We start from the raw sequence: 25,937 nt of genomic DNA on the forward strand, positions 1-25,937 counted from the left end.
TTTTTAGGATATTTAAGTTTTCGATTAACAATCTAAAACACGAGGTAATGAAAAAATTAATCCTAATACGTCACGCAAAGTCCAGTTGGGATGCTCCTTTGATAGATAAGGACAGACCCCTCTCTAAAAGGGGGATTAATGATGCCCACCTTGTGGCAGCTAATATAGAGCATTACCTACCCGACTCGTACATAGTGTGGTGCAGCACAGCACAACGTACTAAAAACACAGCCTATATATTTGCCGAAACACTATCCATACCACAGGATACCATTATTTTTAAGGATGAGCTGTATACGTTTGATGAAATAGCTTTGGAAAAGGCTATTAAAGCTTGCGATAACCAATATGATAACTTAATTCTTTTTGGACATAATGATGCAATTACTAATTTTGTGAATACCTTTGGAAACATCGTTGTAGACAATGTGCCTACAACAGGTTTTGTGTACATAACATTCCAAGAAAACGAATGGAAAAACATACAAAAAGGAACAACAGAAAAGCTATTATTTCCAAGAGATTTAAAGAAATATGATTCACCACTCACCAGTAAACCGATATATTGACAGAGAAAAAAGTTGGCTAGCGTTTAATGCCAGAGTATTGCAAGAAGCAGCTGACGAAAATGTGCCATTACTGGAGAGACTTCGGTTTCTGGGTATATTTTCTAATAACCTAGACGAATTTTTTAGAGTACGCTATGCAGCCATCCGTAGGTTAAGCCTTGAGGGCAAAACAGGCGAAAAGCTTTTGGGGGGTACTACTGCCGATACGTTGCTAAAAGAAATCACGGAAATTGTAATTAATCAGCAAACCGAAAGCCTTCGTATACTTAGTATAATAGAAACGGCACTTGAAAAAGAACACGTTTACATTATAAACGAATCGGAGGTAACCAAAGAGCAAGGCATTTTTATAAAGGACTTTTTTATACAAAAAGTAAGCCCCGAACTTGTTACTATTATACTTAACGATTTGGATGAATTCCCGCTGTTGCGCGATACATCGGGTTACCTTGCTGTTAAACTTGTAGTCCGTTCCAAATACAGCGATAACGAGGCTGATAAAGCAAAAACACAAGTACGTTATGCTATAATAGAAATGCCCAAAAACATTAACCGTTTCGTGGTATTACCCTCTAACAACGATAGCAAACACATTATTTTGTTAGACGATGTTATACGCTATAACTTACATAACATATTTAGTATATTTAAATACGAAACAGTTGCTGCACACATGATTAAAATAACCCGTGATGCAGAGTTGGAAATAGATAGCGACCAAAGCAAGAGCCTTATGGAAAAGATATCCAAAGGGGTTTTAGAGCGTCGTGTAGGTGAGCCTGTTCGTTTCGTATACGATCAATCTATAGAAGAAGATACACTTGCTTTTTTCCTAAACCATATGGGTATCGACTCTACCGATAGTATAATTCCAGGAGGAAGGTACCATAACCGTAGGGATTACATGAATTTCCCGATGCTCGGTAAAGATGATTTAGTATATAAAAAGAATTATCCGCTACCCGTAAATGGGCTAAGTTTAGAAGGAAGCATCGTACAAAAAATAAAAAAGAAAGATTATTTATTATACGCACCCTACCAGTCGTTTGCATACGTTATTAAATTTTTACGTGAAGCGGCATTAGACCCAAAGGTTATTTCAATAAAAATAACGCTGTATAGGCTCGCAAAAAATTCGCAGATAATAAGTTCCCTTATCAATGCTGCTAAAAATGGTAAAAAAGTAACGGTACAAATAGAGCTACAAGCCCGTTTTGACGAAGCTAACAATATATCGTATTCCGAAGCAATGCAACGCGAAGGCATCAACCTCATTTTTGGTGTAAAGGGACTAAAAGTACACAGCAAAGTTTGTGTGGTAGAGCGTGTAGAGCAGAAAAAGGTAAAACGATACGGGTTTATCTCTACAGGTAATTTTAACGAAGCTACAGCAAAAATATATACCGATGTAACGTTGTTTACAAGCCATCAGCAAATTATGAAGGAAGTCAATAAAATATTCGACTTTTTCGAGGTTAACTACCGCATCAACCGCTACAAACACTTATTAGTATCGCCCCAATACTCTCGTACCCGATTTAATAAATTAATAGATAGGGAAATACTCAATGCTATTGCGGGTAAAGAAGCTTACATCAAGTTAAAAATGAACAGCCTTACCGACTTTAAGATGATAGATAAGTTGTACGAGGCAAGTAGGGAAGGGGTAAAAATTCAGCTTATTATTAGAGGAATATGCTGCCTTATACCAGGTGTTAAGGATATGAGCGAGAACATAGAAGCAATAAGTATTGTAGATAATTATTTGGAACACACAAGGCTTTATATTTTTGCCAACGCAGGTAAGCCCGATGTATATATATCGTCGGCTGATTTTATGACGCGTAACCTTGATGCCAGAGTTGAGGTAACGTGCCCTATTTACGATGAGGAAATTAAGCAAGAGCTTATAGATACTTTTGAGATTGGCTGGAAGGGGAATGTAAAAGCCCGATTGCACTCGGAGGCATTAGACAATCAATATCGAGAAAGTACTAGCGCTAAAGTGTTCAGAGCACAGCTCGAAACATACAATTACTATCGTAATAAGCTAGAAGTTATTTACGAACAATTATAAATGAGATTTTACAATAGCCTGTTTGTTTGGTTTTTAACAGGCTGTTATACTCGTATTTGCAATAAATGATTACAATAAAAAAATATGCTGCTATCGATATCGGTTCCAACGCCATGCGTTTGCTTATAACAAATATTATAGAGCAGAAAGGAAAAGATACCCAGTTTAGTAAAAGCTCTTTAGTGCGTGTGCCTATACGTTTGGGGCAGGATGCTTTTACCATAGGCGAGATATCCGAAGATAATATTGAGCGTATGATAAACGCCATGAAAGCGTATAAATTATTAATGAAGGTACATGGCGTAGAAAAATATATGGCATGTGCTACATCGGCAATGCGCGAAGCTTTTAATGGTAAGGAAGTTGCCGATTTAATAGCGCAAGAAACAAGTATAAATATTGATATTATTGATGGGAAAAAGGAGGCTGCTATAATAGCATCTACAGAGCTTAGGCAATTTATAAAACCAGACCAAACGTATTTGTTTGTAGATGTGGGTGGAGGTAGTACCGAGTTTTCGTTATTTGCTAATGGTAAAATAGTAGCCTCACGCTCATTTAAAAACGGTACGGTACGTTTGCTTAACAATATGGTAAACGATGTAGTATGGCAAGAAATAGAGCGTTGGATAAAAATGATAACCAGCGAGTACGATAATGTTATTCTTTTAGGTTCGGGAGGCAATATTAACAAACTATTTAAATTATCAGGTAAAAAACAAGATTTGCCATTATCCTACATCTATGTTAACTCACAATACCAGTTTTTAAATAGCTTAACGTACGAAGAGCGTATATCACAATTAGGCTTAAACCCCGACCGTGCCGATGTAATTATCCATGCTATTCGTATTTATCTTAACGCGATGAAGTGGAGTGGGGCGCGTAACATATACGTTCCTAAAATAGGACTATCAGACGGTATTGTTAAGGCAATGTACTATAACAGGATATAAAAAAAGAGGCTATACAGCCTCTTTTTTTAATCTCTCCTTTTTGCTCTATACTTTTTTAGTAACTTTCTATTAAAATCATTTTCAGCTTTTTTCAGCTTTATAATTTTTACGGGGCTAATAATCTTTTTTAAGTCTTTTACTAGCTTTTGTTTTAGTAAAAATAACTCTTCATCAGCATCTTCCAATTGCGTTAGGTATAATAAAGCCTCCTTATCCGATAATTTGTTAATATCCTTTTCACCAAGCTGGTGTACAATTTTGCGCATTTTCTCGTGCTTTATAACAAATTCCCTTTCTTCGTATTCGTTATAAATGGGCCAAAACTTAGCAGCCTCATCACTTGTAAGGTTAAGCTCGGTAGTAATAAACGATACTTTAAGCGCATGTATTTTCTCCCGTTTTTCTTTGTACTCTTGGCTGTATGCTCCGTACGAAAAAAGTAAAAATATGTAGAGTAAAAACGTTGTTCTCATAATGTTATTCTATTAAATAAATATCATAATTGTTTTGTTCCGTAATATAATTTTCAATAGCCTCGTTACTTACGTTACCAGAGGCTATATTTTGTTCCAGTTCCTGTATATCTGTTGCATCAAGGCTTTGGTACAAATCGTATTCGTTATACTGATATACTAAATAATTCTCTATACTAGCAACATCAGGTTCTACCGTAGTAGTATTTTTTTGCAAAAGTAAACCAATTGCTATAAACATAATAAATACTGCCGCTGCCGATAGCCATACGGGGCGTTTACGGTAAAATGGTACTACCTTAGGCTTTTGTTTGGGTAGTTGTTCCAGTACAGTATCGGTAAGCGTACTAAAATACTCGTCGGGTGCTTTAAATCCCGATTTTATTTTAGGTTCGTTATCCAGTTTAAAGTTTTTCATAATAGTAAGACTTAATCCTATATAAATGGTTTAAAGGCTATTAACATATTCTTCAATCTTCTTTACCGCATGGTGGTACGATGCTTTTAATGCTCCCACAGAGGTATCCAGTATCTCCGATATCTGTTCGTATTTCAAATCTTCAAAATATTTCATTTTAAAAACAAGCTGTTGTTTCTCGGGTAACCTTGCAACCGCTTTTTGCAACTGTAATTGTAATTCATCCCCTTCAAAATACACATCAGCTTGTAAACTCTGTATTGCTTTTTGTTGTACTTCCTCGTTAGTAATCCCCGATTTTTTAGCCCGCTGATTAATAAATGTTATGGCTTCGTTAGTCGCTATTCGGTACATCCACGAAAATAACTTACTTTGCCCTTTAAAGTTAGAAAGGTTTTTAAAAACTTTTATAAATGTGTTCTGTAGCACGTCATCAGCATCATCATGGTTTATAACTATATTACGGATGTGGCTGTACAACGGTCTGCTATACTCTGCCACAAGCTGTCTAAACGCATTTTCCCGTGTTTTAGGGTTTAGTAATTCCGCTATAAATGCTTTTTCGTCCTCCAAAGTTGTTGTAAACTATATAACTTTTGACTAAAGATATCCTAAAAGGTTTAATGTATGGCTAGCAGTAACGCAAAAAATAGGGTTAACACTAACTTAATTGCTTTATATTTTTGGCTTATATAGGTTAGTTGTACCTTTGCCACTTTAAATTTTATTATGATAAAAACCGTAATATTTGATATGGATGGGGTAATTGTAGATACAGAACCCGTGCATTACTATGCTTACCACGAACACTTTAAACATTTAAATATTGATGTTACTGACGAGATGTATGCCTCGTTTACAGGGAACTCTACCAAAAATGTATATCAGAAAATAAAAGATATTTTTGGTATAGATGGCGAGATTAACGATTTGGTACAACAAAAACGCTCTTTTTTTAACGATGCTTTTGATAATAAAGAGGATTTGGATATGCTGCCAGGTGTACACAATTTGATAAAGAATTTACATAGTAATGGCATACAGCTCATATTAGCATCTTCTGCATCAAAAGTTACCATAAGCCGTGTGTTTAATCGCTTTAAACTGCACGATTATTTTACCCATACTGTTAGTGGCGAAGATTTCCCAAAATCCAAACCGCACCCTGCTATATTTAATAAAGCTGCCGAATTATCGGGTAACTCTAAAAACGAATGTATTGTAATAGAAGATAGTACTAACGGTGTAAAGGCTGCTAAAGCTGCTAACTTATATTGTGTTGGATACAATAGTATACACTCGAAAATGCAAGAGCTTGGCGAAGCGGACATGATTATTAACGATTTTGATGCGATTAATGCAGCTATTGTAAAAAAGCTTGGGGCATGATTCGTTGCGTGATATTCGATATGGATGGGGTAGTGGTAAACACCGAGCCTATAGGATATAAAGCCAATAAAGCACTATACAACGATTTGGGTATTACTGTACCCGACAGTGTATATGCAACCTTTGTAGGAAATTCGGATAAAAACATTGTAGCCAAGCTAAAAGATTTATACGATATTCTGTTAACGCACGAGCAGTTACTACAAAAGCAATACAGTTATTTTTATAAACTATTTGATACGAGTGACGAGGTTAAATTACTCCCCAACGTAAAAGAATTTATACAGCACCTACACGCTAATGGTTTTAAGTTATTATTGGCATCGTCGGCACCAAACCGAAAAATAGATAAAGTGTTTACGCGTTTTGGGTTGCATCCGTATTTTGATGCCAAACTAAGTGGTGAAGATTTTGAATTCTCAAAACCCAACCCTGCTATATTTAACGCAGCCGTGGCAAAATCGGGTTTTACAAAAGAAGAATGTGTTGTAATAGAAGACAGTACCAATGGTATTAAAGCAGCAAAAGCTGCAGGTATTTACTGCATTGGGTATAAAAGTGGATTATCTATAGACCAAGATACTACCGAAGCGGATATTACTATTACGAGTTTTAAACAACTAAATAGTAATAAACTTCAAACATTGCCTATAACATTATAATTACGCTACAGCTTCTTTATATACTCTAAGCGCACGTTCGCGTGCCTCCTTGTGGTCTACTATAGGGCTATAATCAATTTCCTCCAACTCAGGAACCCATTTTTTAATGTATTTCAGTTCCTTATCGAATTTTTTGGCTTGCTCGGTAGGGTTAAAAATCCTGAAATAAGGTGCAGCATCTACACCGCTGCCTGCTGCCCATTGCCAATTGCCTACGTTACTAGATTGCTCGTAATCGAACAATTTTTTAGCAAAATAAGCCTCGCCCCATCGCCAATCTATAAGTAAATGCTTGCATAAAAAACTTGCTACCACCATACGTATCCTATTGTGCATATGCCCCGTAGCATTCAGTTCACGCATGCCTGCATCTACCATTGGGTAGCCTGTTTTACCTTCGCACCATGCTTTAAACTCTTCCTCGTTATTGCGCCATTTAATAGCATCGTATTTATCGCGAAAGCTTTTTGTAACCGTTTTAGGGTAGTGCCACAATATTTGCATAAAAAATTCACGCCATATCAACTCATTCATAAATATAGCGTTATCACTTTTTAATGCTTTTTTAATGAGTTGCCTAACGCTAACCGCACCAAAGCGCAGGTAAGGACTAACGTTAGAAGTTCCGTCTAAAGCAGGAAAATTGCGGGTATCTTCATAATTTTCTATCAATTTTTTCGATACTGTGTAGTCTGTTGGTTTTATTTCCGATTCCTCAAAGCCTATATCTTTTAAATGTAAAAAAGGATAGGAATGCTTAACGTAATTATCTGCCTGGAGGGGTACATCATACGTTTCTAGCGTTATATCTTTAAACGCAGCGCGCCATTTCTTCATATAGGGTGTATATACCACATAGGGGTTACCATCATCTTTAACAACTTCATCCTTCTCAAAAATAACTTGGTCTTTAAAAGTATAAAAATTAATACCATCCTTTTTTAAAAGTTGTGCTATTTCCTTATCCCTTTCTAAAGCATAAGGTTCATAATCATGGTTGGTATATACCGCTTTAATATCGTTTTCTTTTACCAGTTTTTTAAATACGTTTTCGGGTGTATCATAAAAAATGGCTAAATCCCGTTGGTGTTTTCGTAACTCGTTATGTATATCTTCTAATAAGCTATGTATAAACGTAACTCTTGCATCATCTTTAGGCAATTCATCTAATATATTTTTATCAAAAATAAAAATGGGTAATACCGCTTCCGCAGATGATAACGCCTTGTGTAAACCTACATTGTCCTCCAAACGCAAATCGCGCCTAAACCAAAATACATTCATAAAATTGTAATCTTATTTCATTTCGCCAAAAAGCTCAACTAGTTTTTTTCTTCTGTAATCAAAAATTTCTTTAAGCTTGGGTTTTACCATAATGGGGTGCATCATATCGCCTAAAATACTCATAGGTAATTTATAATGTACAATATCTTCCATTTCTACACCGCCAGGAATTTCTTTAACAAAATGTTTATGATGCCAAAATTTATAAGGACCATACCGTTGCTCATCTACAAAAAACTCCATATCCTTTACATGCGTAATTTCGGTAACCCATTGCATTTTAATTCCAGCAAGGGGCGATATGTTGTAATGAATTATTTGCCCTGCAAACATTTTACGGTCGTCGCCCGATAGCGTTTCAAAACCCATACTGTCTGGTGTAATAACAGCTAGGTTTTTTGGGTCCGAAATAAAGCCCCATGCCTCCTGTAAAGTAATAGGTAAATTTTGCTTTTCGTGTATTGTATATAGCTTCATAATATTGTTAAATAAAGTGTGAAGTTAGAAAACAAAGCCTACAAGAATAGCATTACACCTGAGATTTTCTGATACATTTAACACTTGTAAAATGTTTAATTATTAATTTCGCAGGGTAACTTTGTAAAATAAAAAAATAAAAGGCAATTATGAAGAAAATATTAATTACAGGAGCGTTATTGCTAACATTTGCAATGGGTTCGGCGCAGGTAAAAACGCCACAAGCGAGTCCTAGCGCTAGTGTAGAGCAAACCGTAGGATTAACAGATGTTAAAATTGAATATTCGCGCCCAAGCGCCAGAGGAAGAGCAGTATACGGAGAGCTTGTTCCTTTTGGACGCTTATGGCGAACAGGGGCTAATGCCAATACTACAATTTCGTTTCAGGATGATGTAATGATAGACGGAAAAACCTTAGCGGCTGGTAAATATGCCTTATATACACAACCAAAAGCAGATAGTTGGGATATAATATTTTATACTGATACAAATAACTGGGGCTTACCACAGCAGTGGGATGAGAAGAAGGTAGCTTTACGTACTACGGTAAAGCCTGAGTTTTTAAACAATAGTATAGAAACACTTACTATTGCCATGAACGACCTTAGTAACAATTATGGTCATTTACAAATTGCATGGGAAAAAACAATGGTGTCGTTAAAGGTTGAAGTCCCAACAGAAAAAATTGCTACTAAGAGCATTGAGGCTGTATTGGCAGGACCATCGGCTAGCGATTTGTTTGGTGCAGCACGTTACTACTACCAGTCTGATATGGATTTGAAAAAAGCATTAACTTGGATGAACCAAGCTATTGAGAAAACTCCAGAAGGAAAAGATGTACCTTTTTACTTTTTAAGACAAAAATCGTTGATACAGGCAAAAATGGGTGATAAGAAAGGTGCTATTGAAACTGCTAAGCAATCGCTTGCAGCATCGGAAAAAGCTAATAATGCTGATTATGTAAAAATGAATAAAGATTCGATACAGGAGTGGAGTAAAAAATAATTTCACTACTTATTTTCATACAAAAAGCGAGCTATACTATGGCTCGCTTTTTTGGTTTTTATGATAAAGCATTTGTTATTCTGCTATAGCAGAAGCATTATTGGTTTTATTTATAATGGATTGCAGTAATAACGATATTACAATGGTTAACGCAGCTCCTATAGCGTTTAACCACAGGAAGCCAACAACATCTATATAATAAATGTAAAATATGGTTGCCTGACTTATTAAAGCGCCTAAAAAGATGGCTTGCGCCTTAACGTATTTAATGTAAAAAGCGATTAAGAAGATACCCAGTACTGTACCATAAAATATAGAACCTACAATGTTTACCAACTGTATAAGGTTCTCGAACAATGTACCAACACAGGCAAATAATATGGCAATAGTACCCCACATTAATGTAAATAGCTTTGTGGCGTTTACGTAGTGTGCATCTGATTTTTGTTTTACGTTTCGTTTATACAAATCGATAGCTGTAGTAGAGGCTAATGCATTTAACCCTGATGCTGATGATGACATAGCTGCCGAGAAGATTACAGCGAGTAATAAACCAACCAAGCCTTTGGGTAAAAAGTTGAGTATAAAGTAAAGGAAAACATAGTCTTTATCGTTGGTTTCTGCATTGCTATTGGCTTTTTCTATCAAACCTTTTGCTTTATCTCTAAGGTTTTTTTCTCTACCATTTAAGGCTACTACTCGATTTTGAAGTTCTTTATTCTCATAGTCCTGATTGAGTTGATTTACATAAAGCATGCTAATCTCTTTCTTTTCTTTAGCTACTACTTCCAACTCTTTTTCTAAGGCATTGTAATCCGCTTTGTATTTGGAGTTGTTTATTGTTTCTACATTATTTGGATTAAAATGTAGTGGCGCAGCATGAAACTGGAAGAATATAAATACCATTACCCCAATAAGTAGTATAAAAAACTGCATGGGTACTTTTAGTAAACCATTCATAATTAAGCCCATTTGGCTTTCGCGAATTGATTTACCTGACAGGTAACGCTGTACCTGAGATTGGTCGGTACCAAAATAGGCTAGGGCTAAAAAGAAACCACCTGCAATACCGCTCCATATGGTATAGCGTTTCTCGGGATCGAAAGAGAAATCTACAATATTCATCTTATCGTTAGCCCCTGCAATATGTAGTATATTACTAAAGCTAAGATCCTCGGGTAAGTAGCTTAAAATTATGTAGAAGGTTATAAAAAGCCCGCTCATTATAATAAACATCTGTTGCTTTTGGGTAATGTTTACGGCTCTGGTACCACCCGATACGGTATAAATAATTACCATTAAACCGATAAGGAAATTCATTAAATTAAGATTCCAACCCAATAGTGACGACATGATTATGGCGGGGGCGTATATGGTAAGCCCTGTACCTAAACCACGCTGTATAAGGAATAATAGTGAGGCTAGCGTACGTGTTTTAACATCAAAACGCTGTTCTAAAAACTCGTAGGCAGTATATACTTTTAGTTTGTGGTAAATAGGGATAAACGTAATGCATATAACCACCATAGCCAGTGGTAAACCAAAATAAAACTGTACAAACCCCATACCGTCGTGGTAGGCTTGCCCTGGTGTAGAGAGGAATGTAATGGCACTTGCTTGGGTAGCCATTACCGATAGCCCTACCGTCCACCAAGGGGTAGTATTGCCACCCAGTATATACTCGTTAACATTTTTGCTTTTTCGTGTTTTTATTGCTCCATATACAACAATAAATAGTAGCGTAGCAGATAGAATAATCCAATCGATTAACTGCATATCAAGAGTATATTTGCATTAAAAAATAAAACACTATAATATAAACTATATTGAATAGCAGTACGAGCGAGTAGCTCTTTTTCCATCGTGAAGGATTATTGTTCATAATGCTTTATTATAGTTATTGTGCATTAGTAAGACTATCTTACTGGCATTTTGTTACGTTTTGGAGCTATTTGCCCATGGCAATTATGTTGGCTAACAATCGGTACGCTCCAGAGACACCTTGCGGTAACTCCCTAAAAAAACTAAGCCCTGTATAAATATAATACCCTTTACCGTGTTGTGCTATTATGAGTGCTCCGTTTTTAGGACTTTCTCCTGTATCGTGCGATGATAGTATTGGCATAAATTCATCTCCCCACTGGTCAGGGTAATATAGCCCTTGTTCTTGCACCCAGCCGTTAAAATCGTTGGATGTTATTTTATTAGGATGGTTTAAAACGGGATGGGTTGCGTTTAAAAAGGTAACCTCTGCATCTTCCTCCGTAACCCTATCTCGTGATATACGTAACGGATATGGTGCAATATCTTTAACAGCTAAGTTTCTTCCAGTTGTGTTGTACTGTACTACCATGTTACCGCCATTCTTTACAAAATCAAACAAAATATTTTGTTTCAACGTTAATTCCTCTCCAAGCACATTGTACGCTCTAATACCTGTAATTACGGCATCAAAACCTTTCAATCTTTCAGCACTAATTTCCTCACAGGTAAGTAAGGTAACATCGTACCCCATTTGTTTTAGGCTTTCGGGTACATTATCTCCTGCACCCATAATATACGCTATTTTTTTACCTTTAATTTTTAAATCGGCTTTTGTAAATTTAGCTGTAGAAGGTAATAATACTTGTTGTGTAGCAATATGCGGGTAGTCAATTACCGTTTGCTCACGGTTGTATTCCACACCATTAACAGTGGCAATGCTTTTCACAGTAGCCTCGGTAGGGTAGTTGGGGGGTGTAACGGTAAACGTAACCACAACATTGTTCCCTTTAGTTTTTATATCAAAAGGTATAGAGGCAGGTGTTACTTTCCAATCCGTAGGTAATACTAATTCCGATTCCCCTTTGCAGTTATCTTTACCCGCTTTTATTTTTACAGCTACTATTTGTGGCTTATTATCTTTAAAAAGCTGCACTTTATTTAGTATTTGTGTGCTTACTACAGGTATAATATCTAGTGGTTGGTATACTTCGCCTTTAACAGGGTCGTTGTACTTATGTATTATATACCTTTCAAAAGTAATGGGAGTGCCCTCGATGGTAACAGTAAAATGAGCCTTCATTTCCCTGATAATATCGGGTATTCCAATTTTTTGTAAATCATTTACGGTGTACATTCCCGCTGTACCTTCTTCGGTAAGCCAATAGGGCGATGTATATTCGGCGTTGCTGGGTATGGTAACTGTTACAACATCTTTTTGGCTGCTGTTATTGGCTAACTTTATATTTTTAGTTAGGCTTTTATTTTCGGGCACTATGGTAATACTATTCAGCGTCATAGCTACATTACTTCGGTTTATGGTTTCCCAGTGCATTGTAATAGCATCGCCAGGTGTTACCGACTGACTTTCGGAATATGCTTCTAGGTACAAACCACTACAGGAGGCAATAATTGTTTTTATTTCGGCTAATTTTATGGTTTTCCAATAGGTGTCTTCAAGATTATTTATTTGGGTATATACTTTTACTAGGGCAGGAACTGATTTTGATGGACTTTTAAAATCGTAGTTTTTTATAATTTCTGTTATGGCTTTACCAATTAGTTTACCACCTTTTACACGATTCCAAGAGGTATCAATACCTTCAAAAAGATTTTGTTTATCCTCTAAGTCAGTACCTTTAATTAATTCCATGTACTCCATGTCCTCGCCACGCGAGCCTGTAGCTCCAAAGCCTTGCGATTTATGTTTGCTACGGCTAAGTGCTGCTATTTCTTGGTTTGATTTACCAAGTAGGGGGTAGTACACTCCTGTAGCTAGGTTGATGTATTTTGATTTATCGGCTTTTTCAAATTTATCTCTACCACCAAAAAACCACCACGATGTATTGAATAATACACGCTTGGGTTGCCATGTGTTTACGTAGTTTAATTGCTCGGGTTGGTAATTGGGGTCGTTTGCCAATGTATAGGCATCTTGCGTTAATATGGCTGATGAGGTATGATGCCCGTGTGTTGTGCCTGGCGAACGATGGTCGAAACGGTTTACAATAACATCGGGTTGGAACTTTCTAATTATCCAAACCATATCATGCAGCACCTTTTCTTTATCCCATATTTGCAGGGTTTCGTTAGGTACTTTAGAGTAGCCAAAATCGTTAGCTCGGCTAAAAAACTGTTCGCCACCATCTACTTTACGCGCCTCTATTAATTCTTGTGTACGTATTACGCCTAGTAACTCTCTAAGTTCAAGCCCTATTAAGTTTTGTCCGCCATCACCTCGCGTTAGTGATAAATAGCCTGTACGTGCTTTTGTGTTTTTAGATAGGAAAGATATTAACCGCGTATTCTCATCGTCTGGGTGTGCTGCAATATAGAGTGCTGAGCCTAAAAAGTTCAGCTTCTCTATTTTAGCATAAATTTCTGCCGATGATGGTTTTTCAGGTAATTGGGGTTGTGCTTGGCATATAGTATAAAATGTAAGTACAAATAATAGTACTATCTTTTTTTGCATGGCTTTTTTTAATTAAGGTTTCAACGTTTAATCGTGAAATTCTTTTTCTTCTTCTTTTTCGGGTACTACTATTGTTATTCCTTTTTGCAGCAGCATATTGTTGGGGTAGGTAAGTACCTCGCCCTCTGTGGTGCGTAACAGAATGTGGAATGCTTTTATATCCTGAATTTGAGCTTCTATAGGGAAATCTTTATCATGTATTTTTATGAAGTCGCCAATTTTAAACGGAAAGGAGAAGAACAATATTACCCCCGATGTTATATTGCTAAGTATGGACCATTGTGCAAATAACCCTACACCAATAATGGCAAATACCGACGACATAACTACAAAGAGATCCTTGGAGTTTACCCCCCATATTGCAAATATGGCAAGTAATAAGAATATGAACATAAAAATATCAATACTCTTACCCACTAGTTGGGCACGGTACTCGTTAAGATGCTCTTTAATGGTATAACGTTTTGTAACCTTACGAATAAAAACCCGTAGGATTATAAAAATTGATAATGCTACCGCTGTTAATATTAAATGATGAATCTCTTCTCTGCTTAGCATTGTTATTTTTTTACAACAAAATTAGTTAAATGGTGGTATACTTTATCTACAGGCATACCTACAACATTAGCGTAGGAACCCTCTATATTGGCAATCGCTACAAGCCCAATCCATTCTTGTATCCCGTACGAGCCTGCTTTGTCAAAAGGTTTATAATTATCAAGGTAGTACTTTATTTCTTCATCTTTTAAAGTGTGGAATGTAACGCGGGTAGTAGTATTAAATACCTCTGTTTTTGTGGTACTCATTAAACATACCGACGTAATTACCTCGTGTGTTTTTCCAGACATTGATTGCAGCATGGCAAAGGCATCATCATAATCGGTAGGTTTGCCTAATGCTTTATTTTCGTGCCATACAATAGTATCGCTCGTAATTACAATTTCGTTATCACTTAGTGTTTCTTTGAGTGAATCAGCCTTTAGCTGTGCTAAAAAATCGGTGATTTCAGCTTCCTTGAGTGTATCGGGATAAATTTCCTCAACTTCTTTTAAGCGGATTTCAAAATCAACACCCAACTCCTTCATAAACTGTTGCCTGCGTGGCGAACCCGAAGCTAGTATAATAGAGTAGTCTTTTAATATATTTTTAAGCATTGATGTTGATATTATAGGTTATAACAGCAATAGAGATTACAGTAAACAGCAAGAATAACTTTAAGATTGTTATTAAATGATTAAAATCTTGTTTTGTTTTTGCTGTCCATAATTTTACTAAAAAATAGATGATAGGAGCAACCATAAACAGTAAACCGTACCCTAACGACCATATAAGATTGGATAGGTATTTATCGCCATAATAAAGCATTAACGCTAATGGGACTAGGGTTAATGCAAATACAATTTTAACCGCTCTGTCCTTACCAATAGCTATAGGTAGTGTTGTGTTTCCTGAGTTGTAATCGGCATCCGTATCACGCAAGTTATAAACCAGTGTGAGTATAAATGTGATAATGAAAATAAACAAGGTGTAGTCGAGCATTAAGTCGAATATGGTAGCCAAATATACTTGATTGCTTGGCACTATAATAGGGTAGAGGTTATACACTACAATAACAATAATGCCCATAGCTACAGCCGTAGCTACTATAAAGTTGCTAACCAACAACATTTGTTTTAGGCTAGTAGCATACAAATAAATTATGGCAGCGGCAATTACAAATACAATTACAACCATAGATTTACCTATGCAATTGCTAAGGTAATATCCTAAACCAATACCTGTTATTGTTAGCAGGGCATAGGTGGTATATACTTTACCTTCGGATGCTTTATCTTCGTTAGCGTGGTAATTATTAATTAAAAAGCCTCCTGCTGCTATTAGTACACTGGCCAGTACCATAATTATATAGTGTCCGTGTTTAAGGGCTAATGGTAGCCCTGCTTGTAAATCTAAAAAACCATAACGGAATATAAGTAAACCAAAAGCAAGTAATAATAAGTTACTATAACCTATACGTTGTAAAAAATTCATTGTTTATGTAAAGATGTGTTTTTATACTGTGTTTTTTTGTGGTGTGTAGTGTTAATCGGATTGTGCATCAAATTTTTCCATCCATTTGCCCTGTACCTTCATTACTTGCTCTATAACATCACGAACGCCACCTGCACCACCGTTTTTATGCGATATATATTTGCTTAGTGCTTTAATTTCGGGTGCTGCATCTTGTGGGCAAACAGGTAATCCTACCTCTTTCATTACCCAGTAATCAGGTAAATCGTCGCCCATATACAATACTTGCTCGGGTTTAATATTGTAAACATCTATAAATTCCTCGTACGTTTCAACTTTATCCGATACACCCAAATGTATGTTGGTAATACCTAAGTTTCTGAGGCGTAGTCGTACGCCTTCGTTGTACCCGCCCGAAATAATACATACATTGTATCCGCTATCTACGGCTGTTTTAAGGGCATAACCATCGCGTACATTCATAGTGCGTAACAATTCGCCTGTTTGCGTTATGTGTATTTTACCATCGGTAAGTACACCATCCACATCAAAAATAAATGTGGTAATGTCGTTCATTATTTCCTTATAACTTTTACTCATTGTTGTTTTGTATTGATTGGGATAGTAAGGTATATATTATTTTCTTTTTTTCATCAGTTAGGAAAGCTAAATGTTTTTCCATCGTACGCACATCGTTGCGCTTTGCAGGTCCTGTTTGTGCTTCTTTAGGTTGTAATACTTGTACTTTATTGGCTGTTTCGTGTATTAATGGGCGTAATATATCAAAAGGTACATTATTCTCATTGCAAATATCATAACCAATACGGTACAAATCGTTTACAAAGTTATTTACAAAAACGGCAGCTACGTGTAACGATTGCCTTTGTTTGGAGTTTATAGCATATACGTTGTCTGATACGGCTTTGGCAAGTGTTTCTAAAATAGCATAATCAGCTTCCAACTCGCTTTCCAAACAAAGTGGAATTTGTTTAAAATCAACAGCTTTATTTTTAGAGAAGGTTTGTAACGGATAAAACACGCCACGCCTGTTTTTTGCATTAAGTTGCTGCAAACCAACACTGCCCGATGTATGTACTACCAATTGGTTGGTAAAGGGTAGGAGTGCCGCTACCTCAGCTATAGCATCGTCTGTAACCGATATAATGTAAACATCGGCAGGTAAGATGGTATTAAAATTAGTAGTTATTTTTGAGGCGGGTAACAAATTGCTCAACGATGCTGCATTACGAGCATACGCTTGTACTAACTGAACGCTATTAGATTGCTCAAAAACGGTAATTAGGTGGTGTGCCACATTACCCGAGCCAATAATTACCACTTTTAACATGCAGCTAATTTATAAAATAAACCCAGCATATAAAACAATGCTGGGTGTAATGCTTTGGTTTTTTACTCTTGTTTAAACCACGTATTATCGGTCATATCTATATCGGGTAAAAAACGTTCGGGGTCAATATCTATAGCCCTTACTTTTTTAGGCGAATCTATAATATAATCCCATTCGTTTTGGCGCTGCCAAATCTCTACAGGAAGTTTTTTTATTTCAGATGAATTATCCTCGTACGTAACTTTAAACGTAACGGGCATTGGTATTTCGCCTTTATTTACAAAAGTAACTATTGTATGGTCGGGGTTACGCTGTACGGCTTCAATACCAATATTTATGTTACCCGTACCCGTAAACCAACCTCTCCAAAACCAGTTTAGGTTTTCGCCAGCTACATTTTCCATACAATTATAAAAATCAGAAGGTTGCGGGTGTTTGTATGCCCAAGCATTAATGTAGGCTTTAAAGGCATTATCAAAACGTTCGTGCCCCAATATGTATTCGCGTAACATAATTAAACCTGTGGCAGGTTTATAGTAGGCAGTAAAACCAAGGTTCATACTCTTGGCAACGTCGGGGTACGTATCAATACCTTCGCGCCTGCGCCATTTAAACCATTGTACACGGTTAAGGCTTTTTGCAATGTCCGATGTGTACTCACCATTATTAAAGGCAACGGTACTGTAGTAGTTAATAAAGGTATTAAAGCCCTCATCCATCCAAGCATACTTACGCTCGTTAGAGCCAACTATCATAGGGAACCAGTTGTGTCCAAATTCATGGTCGGTAACATCCCAAAGGTCAGCTCCCGAACTGTTTGCCCCACAAAAAGATAAGCCAGGGTACTCCATACCACCAACGTTAGAGGCTACATTAACGGCACCCGTATAAGGGTATGAAAACCATTTGTTAGAGTAATGCTCTACAGAGGCTTTAGTGTATTCTGTAGAACGTCCCCATGCATCATTACCGCCTACCTCTTTAGGGTATGCCGATTGTGCCAATGCTTTTTTGCCATTAGGCAGGTTAATACGTGCGGCATCCCATATAAAAGCGGCTGAACTTGCAAAAGCCACATCGCGTGTGTTTTCCATTTTGTAATGCCACGTTACTTTTCCGCTCTGCGTAGGTCGGGTAAGTTTTGTGTTTCCTACTTCGTTAGGTTGTACTAAGTAAACTGTCTTATCGCTATTTTTGGCTTTATCCCAGCGTTTTTGTAGCTCCTTAGAGAGTACGTTTTTAACGTTTACCAATTCTCCCGAGGCTACTACAATATGGTTATACGGTACGGTTATTTTATAATCAAAATCGCCATACTCCAAATAAAATTCTCCAGCACCAAGGTAAGGCTCCGTATTCCAGCCTACAACGTCATCAAATACGGCAACACGCGGATACCATTGTGCAATAGAATATATGGTACCATTGGCTGTTTTTAGTTGCCCCATTCTGTCCATACCCTCTTCGGGTATTTTAAACTCAAAATTCATCGATACTGTAGCTTTACCGCCTTTGGCTTTAAGTGGTTCGTTAAAGAAAACCTGTAGGCGGGTATCGGATACTAAGTGTTTTGACGATGCTTTACCACTTGTTTTAGCTAATAGGTTGGAAATGGTTATACCGCCGTCAACATCGCCCTCGTAGCGGTCGGGTCCTGCGGGACTGGTGAGGGTACCGCGCGAATTGGCCGTAAAACGGTTTTGTTCCAAATACATCCAAATGTAGTTGAGGTTTTCAGGGCTATTATTGTAGTACGTCATGGTTAACGTACCTTTTAGCCTATCGTTTTTATCGTCCAGTTCTACCTCAATTTCATAATCGGCACTATTTTGCCAGTATTGCGGTCCAGGTACACCCGATGCCGAGCGGTATACATTACCGCGCCTGTAGCCAATATCGTCAAATTTAGATTGATTGTTGGGCACAACTTCTTGTGCAAAACCTGCATAGCCTAACAGGCTAACAAGGAGTACTGTTTTTAGTTTTTGTAATTTCATTATGTTGTAATTATTTGTCCGATAAGCAGGTAACTATCGTTTTAACCCGATATGCCTCGCCTATACTAAAAATAGTTTTTACAGTATTGGTTACAGTAGCCTCGCTATTATTAATGGCATACGATATAGCAATGCTCTGTATCATTTTTTTGGTTAATTTTTTTAGCTCTTTCTTGTTATCCATTACTTCACTTAAAAAACAAGAAAAGTTGCCTTCGCAATTCTCTTCGCCCATATTTTGTAAGGTTATTGTTTTACCATCGGTAAAAACAATATTGGCTTTGGTATCTTTATTTACACACCATATATCATCATCTAGTATGGTAATATTCATTACTATAGATTGCGATGTTTTAAGCAACATTATTTCCAGTCCTGTTTTTCCCTTTTCGCCTGTTACTTTTATGGCTTTGTTGGCATATATAACTTCCTTACCATTGGTATACGTCTTAGTATTGGTAAAAAAGTTACAAAGGCTATCGGTATAAATCCATGTGCCATTGTTATTTAGTATTACTTCTCTACCATTTTTTGTTTTTGCTTCTATCTGAGCGTTTGCAATTACAGTAGCAAACAAGCATACTATTACATAGGTAAAACCTTTCATTTCCTGAAAATTAAAAGCCAAATATATAGTACATTATCGGGATATTTACGGAAAAAGTATAGTTATACTGCTTTTACAGCATTTTTTTAAGCATTATTTTGGTAGATGTTCTGCTTAAAAGTCACGACTGAGATAAAAACCCTAGTAGCGAGCATTATTTTAGCGTAAAACGTATCGAGAAAATAAGTATACTTTAACACCTGTTAGTGTTATTTTTACCCTTGCACATAGCGCATGAAAATTAACTTTTGAGTATTTTTGCAAGAATTTAATCTTCGCACTGATTCTCATGAATAAAATTATATCATTCCTTGCTTCCACACGTTTAACAGCCACCCTTTTTATTGTTTTTGCTTTAGCCATGGGTATAGGTACGTTTGTAGAAGATGCTTACAATACTGATACTGCTCGTATATTTATATACAATGCTTGGTGGTTTGAGGCAATAATGCTCGTTTTTGTTATAAACTTTATGTACAACATTAAGCGTTATCAGCTGCATAAAAAGGAAAAATGGGCTACGCTTTTACTACACCTTTCGTTTATACTTATTATAGCTGGTGCGTTTATAACCCGTTACATCAGTTTTGAGGGTATGATGCCCATTAGAGAAGGAGCAACCGAGCATGTTTTTTATTCGGATAAAACCTATATTACTGCTTTAGTGGATGGTAATTATAAAGGCGAAATGCGACGCAAAACCTTTGAAAAACCTTTATTATTATCGCCCGTTGCAAATAATAATTTTACTATTGCGGATGAATTTGGCGGCATTCCGTTCGAGATAACCTACGATAATTTTGTGATGGGTGCCAAAGAGGAAATAAAAGAAAACCCTGAAGGACAGTTTTTTATAAAATTGGTAGAAGCTGGCGATGGTGGCAGGCACGAACATTATTTACGAGAAGGCGAGGTACAAAACATTCATAACCTGCTGTATGCCTTTAACAAGCCTACTGATGGGGCTATAAATATTACTACCGATGGTGATACCTATACTATAAGCTCACCTTTTGAGGGCGATTTTATGCGTATGGCAGACAAACTAACGGGGAAAGTAGTAAAGGATTCTGTACAGCCGTTAATGATGCGTTCGCTGTACAACTTAGGAGGTTCACGTTTTGTATTTCCTGAGCCTGCTATTAAGGGAGAAATTACATACAAATCGAATGGAGATTATAAAACCAGAGAGGACGGTGCTTTAACGGTTATTGTAACATCGGGCAACGAGCAAAAACGAGTAACGCTTTTAGGCGGAAAAGGTAAAATGGGCATTCCGCAGTCGTTTAAAATGGGCGATTTAGAGTATACCCTTATTTATGGTAGCAAAGTACACGAATTACCTTTTGATATAAAATTAAATGATTTTATTGCAGATAAATATCCTGGTACCGAGTCAAGCTATGCCTCGTTTGAGAGCCAAGTAACGGTTATTGATAATGCCGATAATAATACATTTGATACCCGAATTTACATGAATAATGTTTTGGACTATAAAGGGTACCGATTTTTTCAGTCCTCTTTTGACCCTGACGAGCTGGGTACCGTATTATCGGTAAATCACGATTTTTGGGGTACTTGGATTACCTATATTGGCTATTTCCTATTGTATTTTGGCTTAATGGCGATATTGTTTGATAAGAATACCCGTTTTGCCGATTTGAAACGAAAGCTAGACAAGGTGAAAGCCAAAAAAGCAGCTTTAATAGCCTTACTACTATTTTTTACTTTTAATGGCTATTCGCAACAACACCTGCACCAAAAAACATCCGAAAAGCAGCTCGATTCTCTATTACAACGTTATAAAGTCAGTGAAGAGCACGCCTCCAAATTTGGTCGTTTAATAATTCAGGATGCAGGGGGGAGGATGAAGCCTGTAAATACCTTCTCATCAGAGTTATTGCGTAAAGTAAGTAAAAGCGATACGTATAAAGGTATGAATGCTGACCAAGTGTTTTTATCTATGGCAATGTTCGACCAAGCTTGGTATAATGTACCCGTTATTTATCTTAAACGTGGTAACGATAGTTTACGTGCTGTTGCAGGTATCGATAAAAAAGTAAAGTATGCCTCGTTAGCTGATTTTTTTGATGAAAAAGGAGCGTACAAATTATCGGACATTTTAGAAGAGGCCTACAGAGAGCCTGTGCCCAATCAGTTCCAGAAAGATTTTATGGATATCGATAGGCGTATTAATCTGTTCTATTCAGCATTAACAGGGCAAATACTTAAAGTATTTCCGATACCAGATGATAAAAACGATAAGTGGGTATCGTATCTTGAAATAAACGAAACAACAGGCACATCGTTAGATACCATTAAAAATGTATTACCTTTTTATTTACAATCACTCTCCAAGGCATCGCAAGATGGCGATTACGAACTCTCTGAAAGTTTATTAAAGGGACTTACAAAGTATCAGCACAAATACGGAGCAGAAGTAATGCCTAGTGATGATAAGGTAGAAGCAGAAATATTATATAATAAATACGATATTTTTAAGAAATTATTTTCATGGTACATGTACGCAGGACTGTTAATGTTCTTATTTGTTATCATAAAAATATTCAACACCAAAAAATGGGTACATATAAGCGTTACAACATTTCATGTAATAATAGGGCTACTGTTTGTATTGCATACCGCAGGGCTTATTGCGCGTTGGTACATTTCGGGGCATGCGCCTTGGAGTAACGCTTACGAGTCGGTTATTTACGTAGCATGGGCAACCATGTTTTTCGGGCTTGCTTTTGGTCGAAAATCGCAACTTACAGTAGCAGCAACAGCCTTTGTAGCCGCTATGGTACTTATGGTGGCGCACTGGAACTGGACAGACCCTGAAATTGGTAACCTTGTACCTGTATTAAACTCGTATTGGTTAATGATACACGTAGCTGTAATTGTGGGGAGTTATGGTCCGTTTACGCTTGCCATGATACTCGGTTTGGTAGCCATGATACTCATGATTTTTACCAACAAGAATAACAAGCAAAAAATGGACTTAAACATTAAAGAGCTTACTTATATTAACGAGTTGGCTTTAACCGTTGGGCTTGTAATGCTTACTATAGGTAACTTTTTAGGTGGGCAATGGGCTAACGAGAGTTGGGGGCGTTACTGGGGCTGGGACCCGAAAGAAACATGGGCGTTAGTTAGTATAATGGTATATGCTTTTGTAATACACATGCGTTTTGTACCCTCTTTACGTGGCACATGGATATACAATTTTTTCAGCGTACTAGCCTTTGCCGCAATATTAATGACCTACTTTGGGGTAAACTTCTACCTTACAGGGTTACACTCCTATGCTAGCGGAGAGGTACGCACACCAATGTATTTCTTCTGGATGGCATTAGGCGTGTTCATCTTAGGTATATTCTCATTTATCCAATACAAAAAGCATTTAAAAAAGTAATAAAGTACTTCTTATTATAAACAAAGTAGCTTTATTTATAAAATAGGGCTACTTTTTTCTCTTTTTATACTCTCTTGCTTCATTGTAGTGGTTTTGCAAGGTATTTATAAAGGTAAGTATTACGCCAATTCCCATAATAATGTATAAAACCGTAAAAAGTTTACCTTCGTCGGTTTGTGGCGCAAAATCGCCAAAGCCAATGGTTGTAAGTGTAACTACCGAGAAATAAAGCGAATCTACGTAACTCCAACCCTCTATAAAATGATAGGCTATAGTACCTATAAATAATACAATACCAGTAGTGTAAAGTAAGTCCCGATACTCTTTATTATTTATAAAAGTCAGAATAGTATTAAAAAACATCATAATGGTGTAAGGGTAGGATTAACAATGGTTAAATATAAACTAAATGCGAGGGAGATTGGAAATAATACGTAAATTTATGACAAAATAACAACATGAAAAAAATAGTATTTTTTATATCAGGATTATTACTTTTTGCGAGTTGTAAAGATACTGCAAAAAGCGAAGTAGCAACTAACACAACTGCGATAGCAGAAAAGACCGAAACTATGGCGAAAGCAACCATATACCAGTTTAAAGTAAAAGACCTTTATGGTAAAGATTTTGACTTTGCTACCTTAAAGGGCAAAAAGTTAATGATAGTAAACACGGCTTCAAAATGTGGGCTTACACCACAATACAAAGACCTTGAAGCCTTATATAAAGAATATAAAGACGACAATTTTGTAATTGTAGGTTTTCCAGCCAATAACTTTGCAGGGCAAGAGCCTGGTACTAACGAGGAAATTGCTGCGTTTTGCGAAAAAAACTACGGCGTAACGTTTCCTATGATGGATAAAATATCAGTAAAAGGTAATGATATGGCACCTATATTCAAGTTTTTAACGCAGAAGAACATAAACGGTGTTGAAGATAGCGAGGTACAATGGAATTTCCAGAAATACCTGATTAACGAAAATGGAGAATTAGCAAAAGTAATAAGCCCACGTACTTTACCTACAGATCCTGAGATTGTAAACTGGATTAAAGAATAAAAATACCAACCCTGTGTACAGGGCAGGTAACCATATAATATGATTTACCCTAAAATACCTTTGGCGCAAAGCATACTACAAATTTGCCTTGACCAAAGGCTTACTCATATCGTAATATCGCCAGGTTCGCGTAACGCACCCCTAACCATTGGTTTTGCCAATAACCCAGATTTTACCTGTTACAGTATAGCCGACGAGCGATGTGCTGCTTTTTTTGCTATGGGTATAGCACAACAAACTAAAAAGCCTGTTGCCCTTTTGTGTACATCAGGTTCGGCGTTACTCAATTACTATCCAGCAGTAGCCGAAGCATTTTACAGCCAGATACCGTTAGTAGTTATTTCTGCAGATAGACCTCAAGATAAAATAGATATTGGCGATGGGCAAACCATACGGCAGCAAAACGTTTATGCCAACCACATACTCTACAATGCCAACCTTACCGAAGAGGCATCTGTAGAAAATGACACCAAAATAAGCCAAGCAATTACAACTGCTATACGTCGTAAAGGACCTGTACACATAAACGCTCCGTTTGAAGAACCGTTATACAATACCGTATCAGAGCTTTCGGTACAGCTAAAACCAACGATACAACCACTTCCTAAAAGAAAGTTTTTTGAGAATATTGAAGAAGCCGTATTTTTATGGAACTGGGCAAAAAAGAAATTGGTTTTAGTAGGCGTTAACGAACCCAATGTTATAGAGCAGTCCGTTATAAATCAACTCGCTGCCGATCCATCGGTAGTGGTAATGACCGAAACGACATCAAATTTACATCACGATAGTTTTATTAATAGTATTGATACTTTTATAACCCCTTTTACAGAAGAAGAGTTTGAAACCTACCGTCCTACCATACTAATTACGTTTGGGGGTATGGTAGTTTCAAAACGGGTAAAAGCATGGTTGCGAAACCACAAACCACAAGAACATTGGCATATTGATACCCTGAGGGCTTACGATACTTTTGGTGCCTTAACGCGGCACTTTAAAGCAGAACCCAACGAGCTGTTGCAACGCTTGCTCAACGGTAGTATAACTGTAGAGAGTAATTATAATGCTACGGCACAAGCGCTAAAGGCGTTGCGTGAAAAAAAGCACAAAGAATACCTTGCTAAAATACCGTTTTCAGATTTTAAGGTGTTCGAAATGATATTGCCCGCGTTACCCAGTAACTCACAACTGCAAATTAGCAATAGCTCTGCCATACGCTATGCACAGCTCTTTACACTTAACCCAACCATAGAAGTATTCTGTAACAGAGGCACAAGTGGTATCGATGGGAGTACCTCAACAGCTATAGGAGCAGCACTAGCCAGTAAAAAACAAACAACACTTATAACAGGCGATATTAGTTTCCTTTACGATAGCAATGCGTTATGGAACGCGTACATTCCTAAAAACTTCAAAATAATACTACTCAATAACGGCGGTGGCGGTATTTTCAGGATATTACCAGGGCATAGCGAAACACCTGTATTTAATACTTATTTTGAGACTTCGCACTGCTTTACAGCAGAACATTTGGCAAAAATGTATGGTTTTGATTATTATACTGCAAGCGATGAAGCTACGTTAACAGCTACTTTATTAAAGTTTATACAAGCCAATGGTAAACCACAATTACTGGAAGTATTTACGCCCACGCTGGATAACGATAAGATATTATTACAATATTTTAAGGAGTTGGTGTAATACCCATTATCCTATCATTCTTTGTACCTTTACCGCCATAAA

Annotated in this window: 24 protein-coding genes; 9 read left to right on the plus strand and 15 right to left on the minus strand. The window is 36.9% G+C overall.

Translation table 11 applies throughout. The features are described 5' to 3' along the window. Positions 1 to 47: 47 nt before the first annotated feature. From K1I41_RS09400 to K1I41_RS09410, 3 genes are all read left to right on the plus strand, one after another. Positions 48 to 569 carry a SixA phosphatase family protein gene (locus tag K1I41_RS09400; protein ID WP_220640099.1) on the plus strand — a complete coding sequence of 174 codons (522 nt, stop codon included), beginning with the start codon at positions 48 to 50 and terminating at the stop codon, positions 567 to 569. After that, the gene (gene ppk1, locus K1I41_RS09405; protein WP_220640100.1) at positions 535 to 2,646 is read left to right on the plus strand and encodes a polyphosphate kinase 1; all 2,112 of its coding nucleotides are present in this window, start codon (positions 535 to 537) and stop codon (positions 2,644 to 2,646) included. Before K1I41_RS09400 ends, ppk1 begins: the two co-directional genes overlap by 35 nt. 65 nt (positions 2,647 to 2,711) lie before the next feature. Beyond that, entirely contained in the window at positions 2,712 to 3,602 is an 891-nt protein-coding gene (locus K1I41_RS09410; protein WP_220640101.1) for a Ppx/GppA phosphatase family protein, read from the plus strand. A gap of 26 nt (positions 3,603 to 3,628) precedes the next feature. Here the strand turns inward: K1I41_RS09410 and K1I41_RS09415 are convergent, their stop codons facing one another. The 3 genes from K1I41_RS09415 to K1I41_RS09425 are packed head-to-tail and all read right to left on the minus strand — an operon-like array spanning position 3,629 to position 5,066. Further along, on the minus strand, positions 3,629 to 4,075 hold the full coding sequence (locus K1I41_RS09415; RefSeq protein ID WP_220640102.1) for a sensor of ECF-type sigma factor: 447 nt from the start codon (positions 4,073 to 4,075) through the stop codon (positions 3,629 to 3,631). A 4-nt stretch (positions 4,076 to 4,079) separates the two neighbouring features. Continuing rightward, the gene (locus K1I41_RS09420; protein ID WP_220640103.1) at positions 4,080 to 4,493 is read right to left on the minus strand and encodes a hypothetical protein; all 414 of its coding nucleotides are present in this window, start codon (positions 4,491 to 4,493) and stop codon (positions 4,080 to 4,082) included. Positions 4,494 to 4,523: 30 nt separating this feature from the next. Further along, entirely contained in the window at positions 4,524 to 5,066 is a 543-nt protein-coding gene (locus K1I41_RS09425) for an RNA polymerase sigma factor (protein WP_220640104.1), read from the minus strand. A gap of 156 nt (positions 5,067 to 5,222) precedes the next feature. Between K1I41_RS09425 and K1I41_RS09430 the strand changes: the two genes are divergently transcribed. Then, positions 5,223 to 5,882 carry an HAD family hydrolase gene (locus tag K1I41_RS09430; RefSeq protein ID WP_220640105.1) on the plus strand — a complete coding sequence of 220 codons (660 nt, stop codon included), beginning with the start codon at positions 5,223 to 5,225 and terminating at the stop codon, positions 5,880 to 5,882. Next, complete coding sequence (locus K1I41_RS09435; protein ID WP_220640106.1) at positions 5,879 to 6,544, plus strand: HAD family hydrolase; 666 nt, start codon at positions 5,879 to 5,881, stop codon at positions 6,542 to 6,544. The genes K1I41_RS09430 and K1I41_RS09435 overlap by 4 nt, the downstream gene beginning before the upstream one ends. Here K1I41_RS09435 and K1I41_RS09440 read toward each other — a convergent pair whose 3' ends face one another. Then, complete coding sequence (locus tag K1I41_RS09440) at positions 6,545 to 7,828, minus strand: cryptochrome/photolyase family protein (protein WP_220640107.1); 1,284 nt, start codon at positions 7,826 to 7,828, stop codon at positions 6,545 to 6,547. A gap of 12 nt (positions 7,829 to 7,840) precedes the next feature. Beyond that, a complete protein-coding gene (locus tag K1I41_RS09445; RefSeq protein WP_220640108.1) occupies positions 7,841 to 8,305 on the minus strand; it encodes an SRPBCC family protein in 465 nt (154 codons plus the stop codon). Positions 8,306 to 8,454: 149 nt separating this feature from the next. Here K1I41_RS09445 and K1I41_RS09450 point away from each other — a divergent pair, with 149 nt between their 5' ends. After that, entirely contained in the window at positions 8,455 to 9,309 is an 855-nt protein-coding gene (locus K1I41_RS09450; RefSeq protein ID WP_220640109.1) for a DUF2911 domain-containing protein, read from the plus strand. 75 nt (positions 9,310 to 9,384) lie between these two features. On the opposite strand, the gene K1I41_RS09455 is transcribed toward K1I41_RS09450, so the two are convergent. The 9 genes from K1I41_RS09455 to K1I41_RS09495 all read right to left on the minus strand — a co-directional run bounded on the left by K1I41_RS09455 (position 9,385) and on the right by K1I41_RS09495 (position 19,724). Continuing rightward, positions 9,385 to 11,085: a sodium:solute symporter family protein gene (locus tag K1I41_RS09455; RefSeq protein ID WP_220640110.1), complete on the minus strand. Its 1,701-nt coding sequence runs from the start codon at positions 11,083 to 11,085 to the stop codon at positions 9,385 to 9,387. Between the two features lie 172 nt (positions 11,086 to 11,257). Beyond that, positions 11,258 to 13,762, minus strand: coding sequence for a PIG-L family deacetylase (locus tag K1I41_RS09460; protein WP_220640111.1), 2,505 nt, complete (start codon positions 13,760 to 13,762; stop codon positions 11,258 to 11,260). 27 nt (positions 13,763 to 13,789) lie between these two features. Continuing rightward, positions 13,790 to 14,320, minus strand: a complete 531-nt coding sequence (locus K1I41_RS09465; protein ID WP_220640112.1) for a mechanosensitive ion channel domain-containing protein — start codon at positions 14,318 to 14,320, stop codon at positions 13,790 to 13,792. A 2-nt stretch (positions 14,321 to 14,322) separates the two neighbouring features. Beyond that, entirely contained in the window at positions 14,323 to 14,916 is a 594-nt protein-coding gene (locus tag K1I41_RS09470; RefSeq protein ID WP_220640113.1) for a Maf-like protein, read from the minus strand. Next, positions 14,909 to 15,793: a UbiA prenyltransferase family protein gene (locus tag K1I41_RS09475; RefSeq protein WP_220640114.1), complete on the minus strand. Its 885-nt coding sequence runs from the start codon at positions 15,791 to 15,793 to the stop codon at positions 14,909 to 14,911. Before K1I41_RS09475 ends, K1I41_RS09470 begins: the two co-directional genes overlap by 8 nt. A gap of 51 nt (positions 15,794 to 15,844) precedes the next feature. Then, positions 15,845 to 16,372 (minus strand): KdsC family phosphatase, encoded by a 528-nt coding sequence (locus tag K1I41_RS09480; protein WP_220640115.1) that lies wholly within the window; start codon positions 16,370 to 16,372, stop codon positions 15,845 to 15,847. Continuing rightward, the gene (locus K1I41_RS09485; RefSeq protein WP_220640116.1) at positions 16,365 to 17,120 is read right to left on the minus strand and encodes a Rossmann-like and DUF2520 domain-containing protein; all 756 of its coding nucleotides are present in this window, start codon (positions 17,118 to 17,120) and stop codon (positions 16,365 to 16,367) included. The genes K1I41_RS09480 and K1I41_RS09485 overlap by 8 nt, the downstream gene beginning before the upstream one ends. Before the next feature lie 62 nt (positions 17,121 to 17,182). Continuing rightward, the gene (locus tag K1I41_RS09490) at positions 17,183 to 19,117 is read right to left on the minus strand and encodes a M1 family metallopeptidase (protein ID WP_220640117.1); all 1,935 of its coding nucleotides are present in this window, start codon (positions 19,115 to 19,117) and stop codon (positions 17,183 to 17,185) included. A 10-nt stretch (positions 19,118 to 19,127) separates the two neighbouring features. Further along, positions 19,128 to 19,724 (minus strand): hypothetical protein, encoded by a 597-nt coding sequence (locus K1I41_RS09495; RefSeq protein WP_220640118.1) that lies wholly within the window; start codon positions 19,722 to 19,724, stop codon positions 19,128 to 19,130. 289 nt (positions 19,725 to 20,013) lie between these two features. On the opposite strand from K1I41_RS09495, the gene K1I41_RS09500 reads away from it, so the two are divergent. Then, positions 20,014 to 23,139: a cytochrome c biogenesis protein CcsA gene (locus K1I41_RS09500; protein WP_255566912.1), complete on the plus strand. Its 3,126-nt coding sequence runs from the start codon at positions 20,014 to 20,016 to the stop codon at positions 23,137 to 23,139. 48 nt (positions 23,140 to 23,187) lie between these two features. Here K1I41_RS09500 and K1I41_RS09505 read toward each other — a convergent pair whose 3' ends face one another. After that, positions 23,188 to 23,505: a potassium channel family protein gene (locus tag K1I41_RS09505; RefSeq protein ID WP_220640119.1), complete on the minus strand. Its 318-nt coding sequence runs from the start codon at positions 23,503 to 23,505 to the stop codon at positions 23,188 to 23,190. Positions 23,506 to 23,597: 92 nt separating this feature from the next. Here K1I41_RS09505 and K1I41_RS09510 point away from each other — a divergent pair, with 92 nt between their 5' ends. Next, on the plus strand, positions 23,598 to 24,197 hold the full coding sequence (locus tag K1I41_RS09510; RefSeq protein ID WP_220640120.1) for a glutathione peroxidase: 600 nt from the start codon (positions 23,598 to 23,600) through the stop codon (positions 24,195 to 24,197). Positions 24,198 to 24,236: 39 nt separating this feature from the next. Further along, positions 24,237 to 25,895: a 2-succinyl-5-enolpyruvyl-6-hydroxy-3-cyclohexene-1-carboxylic-acid synthase gene (menD, locus tag K1I41_RS09515; RefSeq protein WP_220640121.1), complete on the plus strand. Its 1,659-nt coding sequence runs from the start codon at positions 24,237 to 24,239 to the stop codon at positions 25,893 to 25,895. Positions 25,896 to 25,937: the final 42 nt, after the last annotated feature.

This window comes from Flavobacterium litorale (assembly GCF_019613795.1).
Taxonomy (GTDB): domain Bacteria; phylum Bacteroidota; class Bacteroidia; order Flavobacteriales; family Flavobacteriaceae; genus Flavobacterium; species Flavobacterium litorale.

Coding starts and splice junctions, on each gene's coding strand:
- K1I41_RS09440 (WP_220640107.1), bottom strand. CDS start 7,828: ATGAATGTATTTTGGTTTAGGCGCGATTTGCGTTTGGAGGACAATGTA.
- K1I41_RS09410 (WP_220640101.1), top strand. CDS start 2,712: ATGATTACAATAAAAAAATATGCTGCTATCGATATCGGTTCCAACGCC.
- ppk1 (WP_220640100.1), top strand. CDS start 535: ATGATTCACCACTCACCAGTAAACCGATATATTGACAGAGAAAAAAGT.
- K1I41_RS09445 (WP_220640108.1), bottom strand. CDS start 8,305: ATGAAGCTATATACAATACACGAAAAGCAAAATTTACCTATTACTTTA.
- K1I41_RS09415 (WP_220640102.1), bottom strand. CDS start 4,075: ATGAGAACAACGTTTTTACTCTACATATTTTTACTTTTTTCGTACGGA.
- K1I41_RS09490 (WP_220640117.1), bottom strand. CDS start 19,117: ATGAAATTACAAAAACTAAAAACAGTACTCCTTGTTAGCCTGTTAGGC.
- K1I41_RS09510 (WP_220640120.1), top strand. CDS start 23,598: ATGAAAAAAATAGTATTTTTTATATCAGGATTATTACTTTTTGCGAGT.
- K1I41_RS09500 (WP_255566912.1), top strand. CDS start 20,014: ATGAATAAAATTATATCATTCCTTGCTTCCACACGTTTAACAGCCACC.
- menD (WP_220640121.1), top strand. CDS start 24,237: ATGATTTACCCTAAAATACCTTTGGCGCAAAGCATACTACAAATTTGC.
- K1I41_RS09485 (WP_220640116.1), bottom strand. CDS start 17,120: ATGTTAAAAGTGGTAATTATTGGCTCGGGTAATGTGGCACACCACCTA.
- K1I41_RS09455 (WP_220640110.1), bottom strand. CDS start 11,085: ATGCAGTTAATCGATTGGATTATTCTATCTGCTACGCTACTATTTATT.
- K1I41_RS09420 (WP_220640103.1), bottom strand. CDS start 4,493: ATGAAAAACTTTAAACTGGATAACGAACCTAAAATAAAATCGGGATTT.
- K1I41_RS09430 (WP_220640105.1), top strand. CDS start 5,223: ATGATAAAAACCGTAATATTTGATATGGATGGGGTAATTGTAGATACA.
- K1I41_RS09400 (WP_220640099.1), top strand. CDS start 48: ATGAAAAAATTAATCCTAATACGTCACGCAAAGTCCAGTTGGGATGCT.
- K1I41_RS09480 (WP_220640115.1), bottom strand. CDS start 16,372: ATGAGTAAAAGTTATAAGGAAATAATGAACGACATTACCACATTTATT.
- K1I41_RS09435 (WP_220640106.1), top strand. CDS start 5,879: ATGATTCGTTGCGTGATATTCGATATGGATGGGGTAGTGGTAAACACC.
- K1I41_RS09470 (WP_220640113.1), bottom strand. CDS start 14,916: ATGCTTAAAAATATATTAAAAGACTACTCTATTATACTAGCTTCGGGT.
- K1I41_RS09465 (WP_220640112.1), bottom strand. CDS start 14,320: ATGCTAAGCAGAGAAGAGATTCATCATTTAATATTAACAGCGGTAGCA.
- K1I41_RS09460 (WP_220640111.1), bottom strand. CDS start 13,762: ATGCAAAAAAAGATAGTACTATTATTTGTACTTACATTTTATACTATA.
- K1I41_RS09475 (WP_220640114.1), bottom strand. CDS start 15,793: ATGAATTTTTTACAACGTATAGGTTATAGTAACTTATTATTACTTGCT.
- K1I41_RS09505 (WP_220640119.1), bottom strand. CDS start 23,505: ATGATGTTTTTTAATACTATTCTGACTTTTATAAATAATAAAGAGTAT.
- K1I41_RS09495 (WP_220640118.1), bottom strand. CDS start 19,724: ATGAAAGGTTTTACCTATGTAATAGTATGCTTGTTTGCTACTGTAATT.
- K1I41_RS09450 (WP_220640109.1), top strand. CDS start 8,455: ATGAAGAAAATATTAATTACAGGAGCGTTATTGCTAACATTTGCAATG.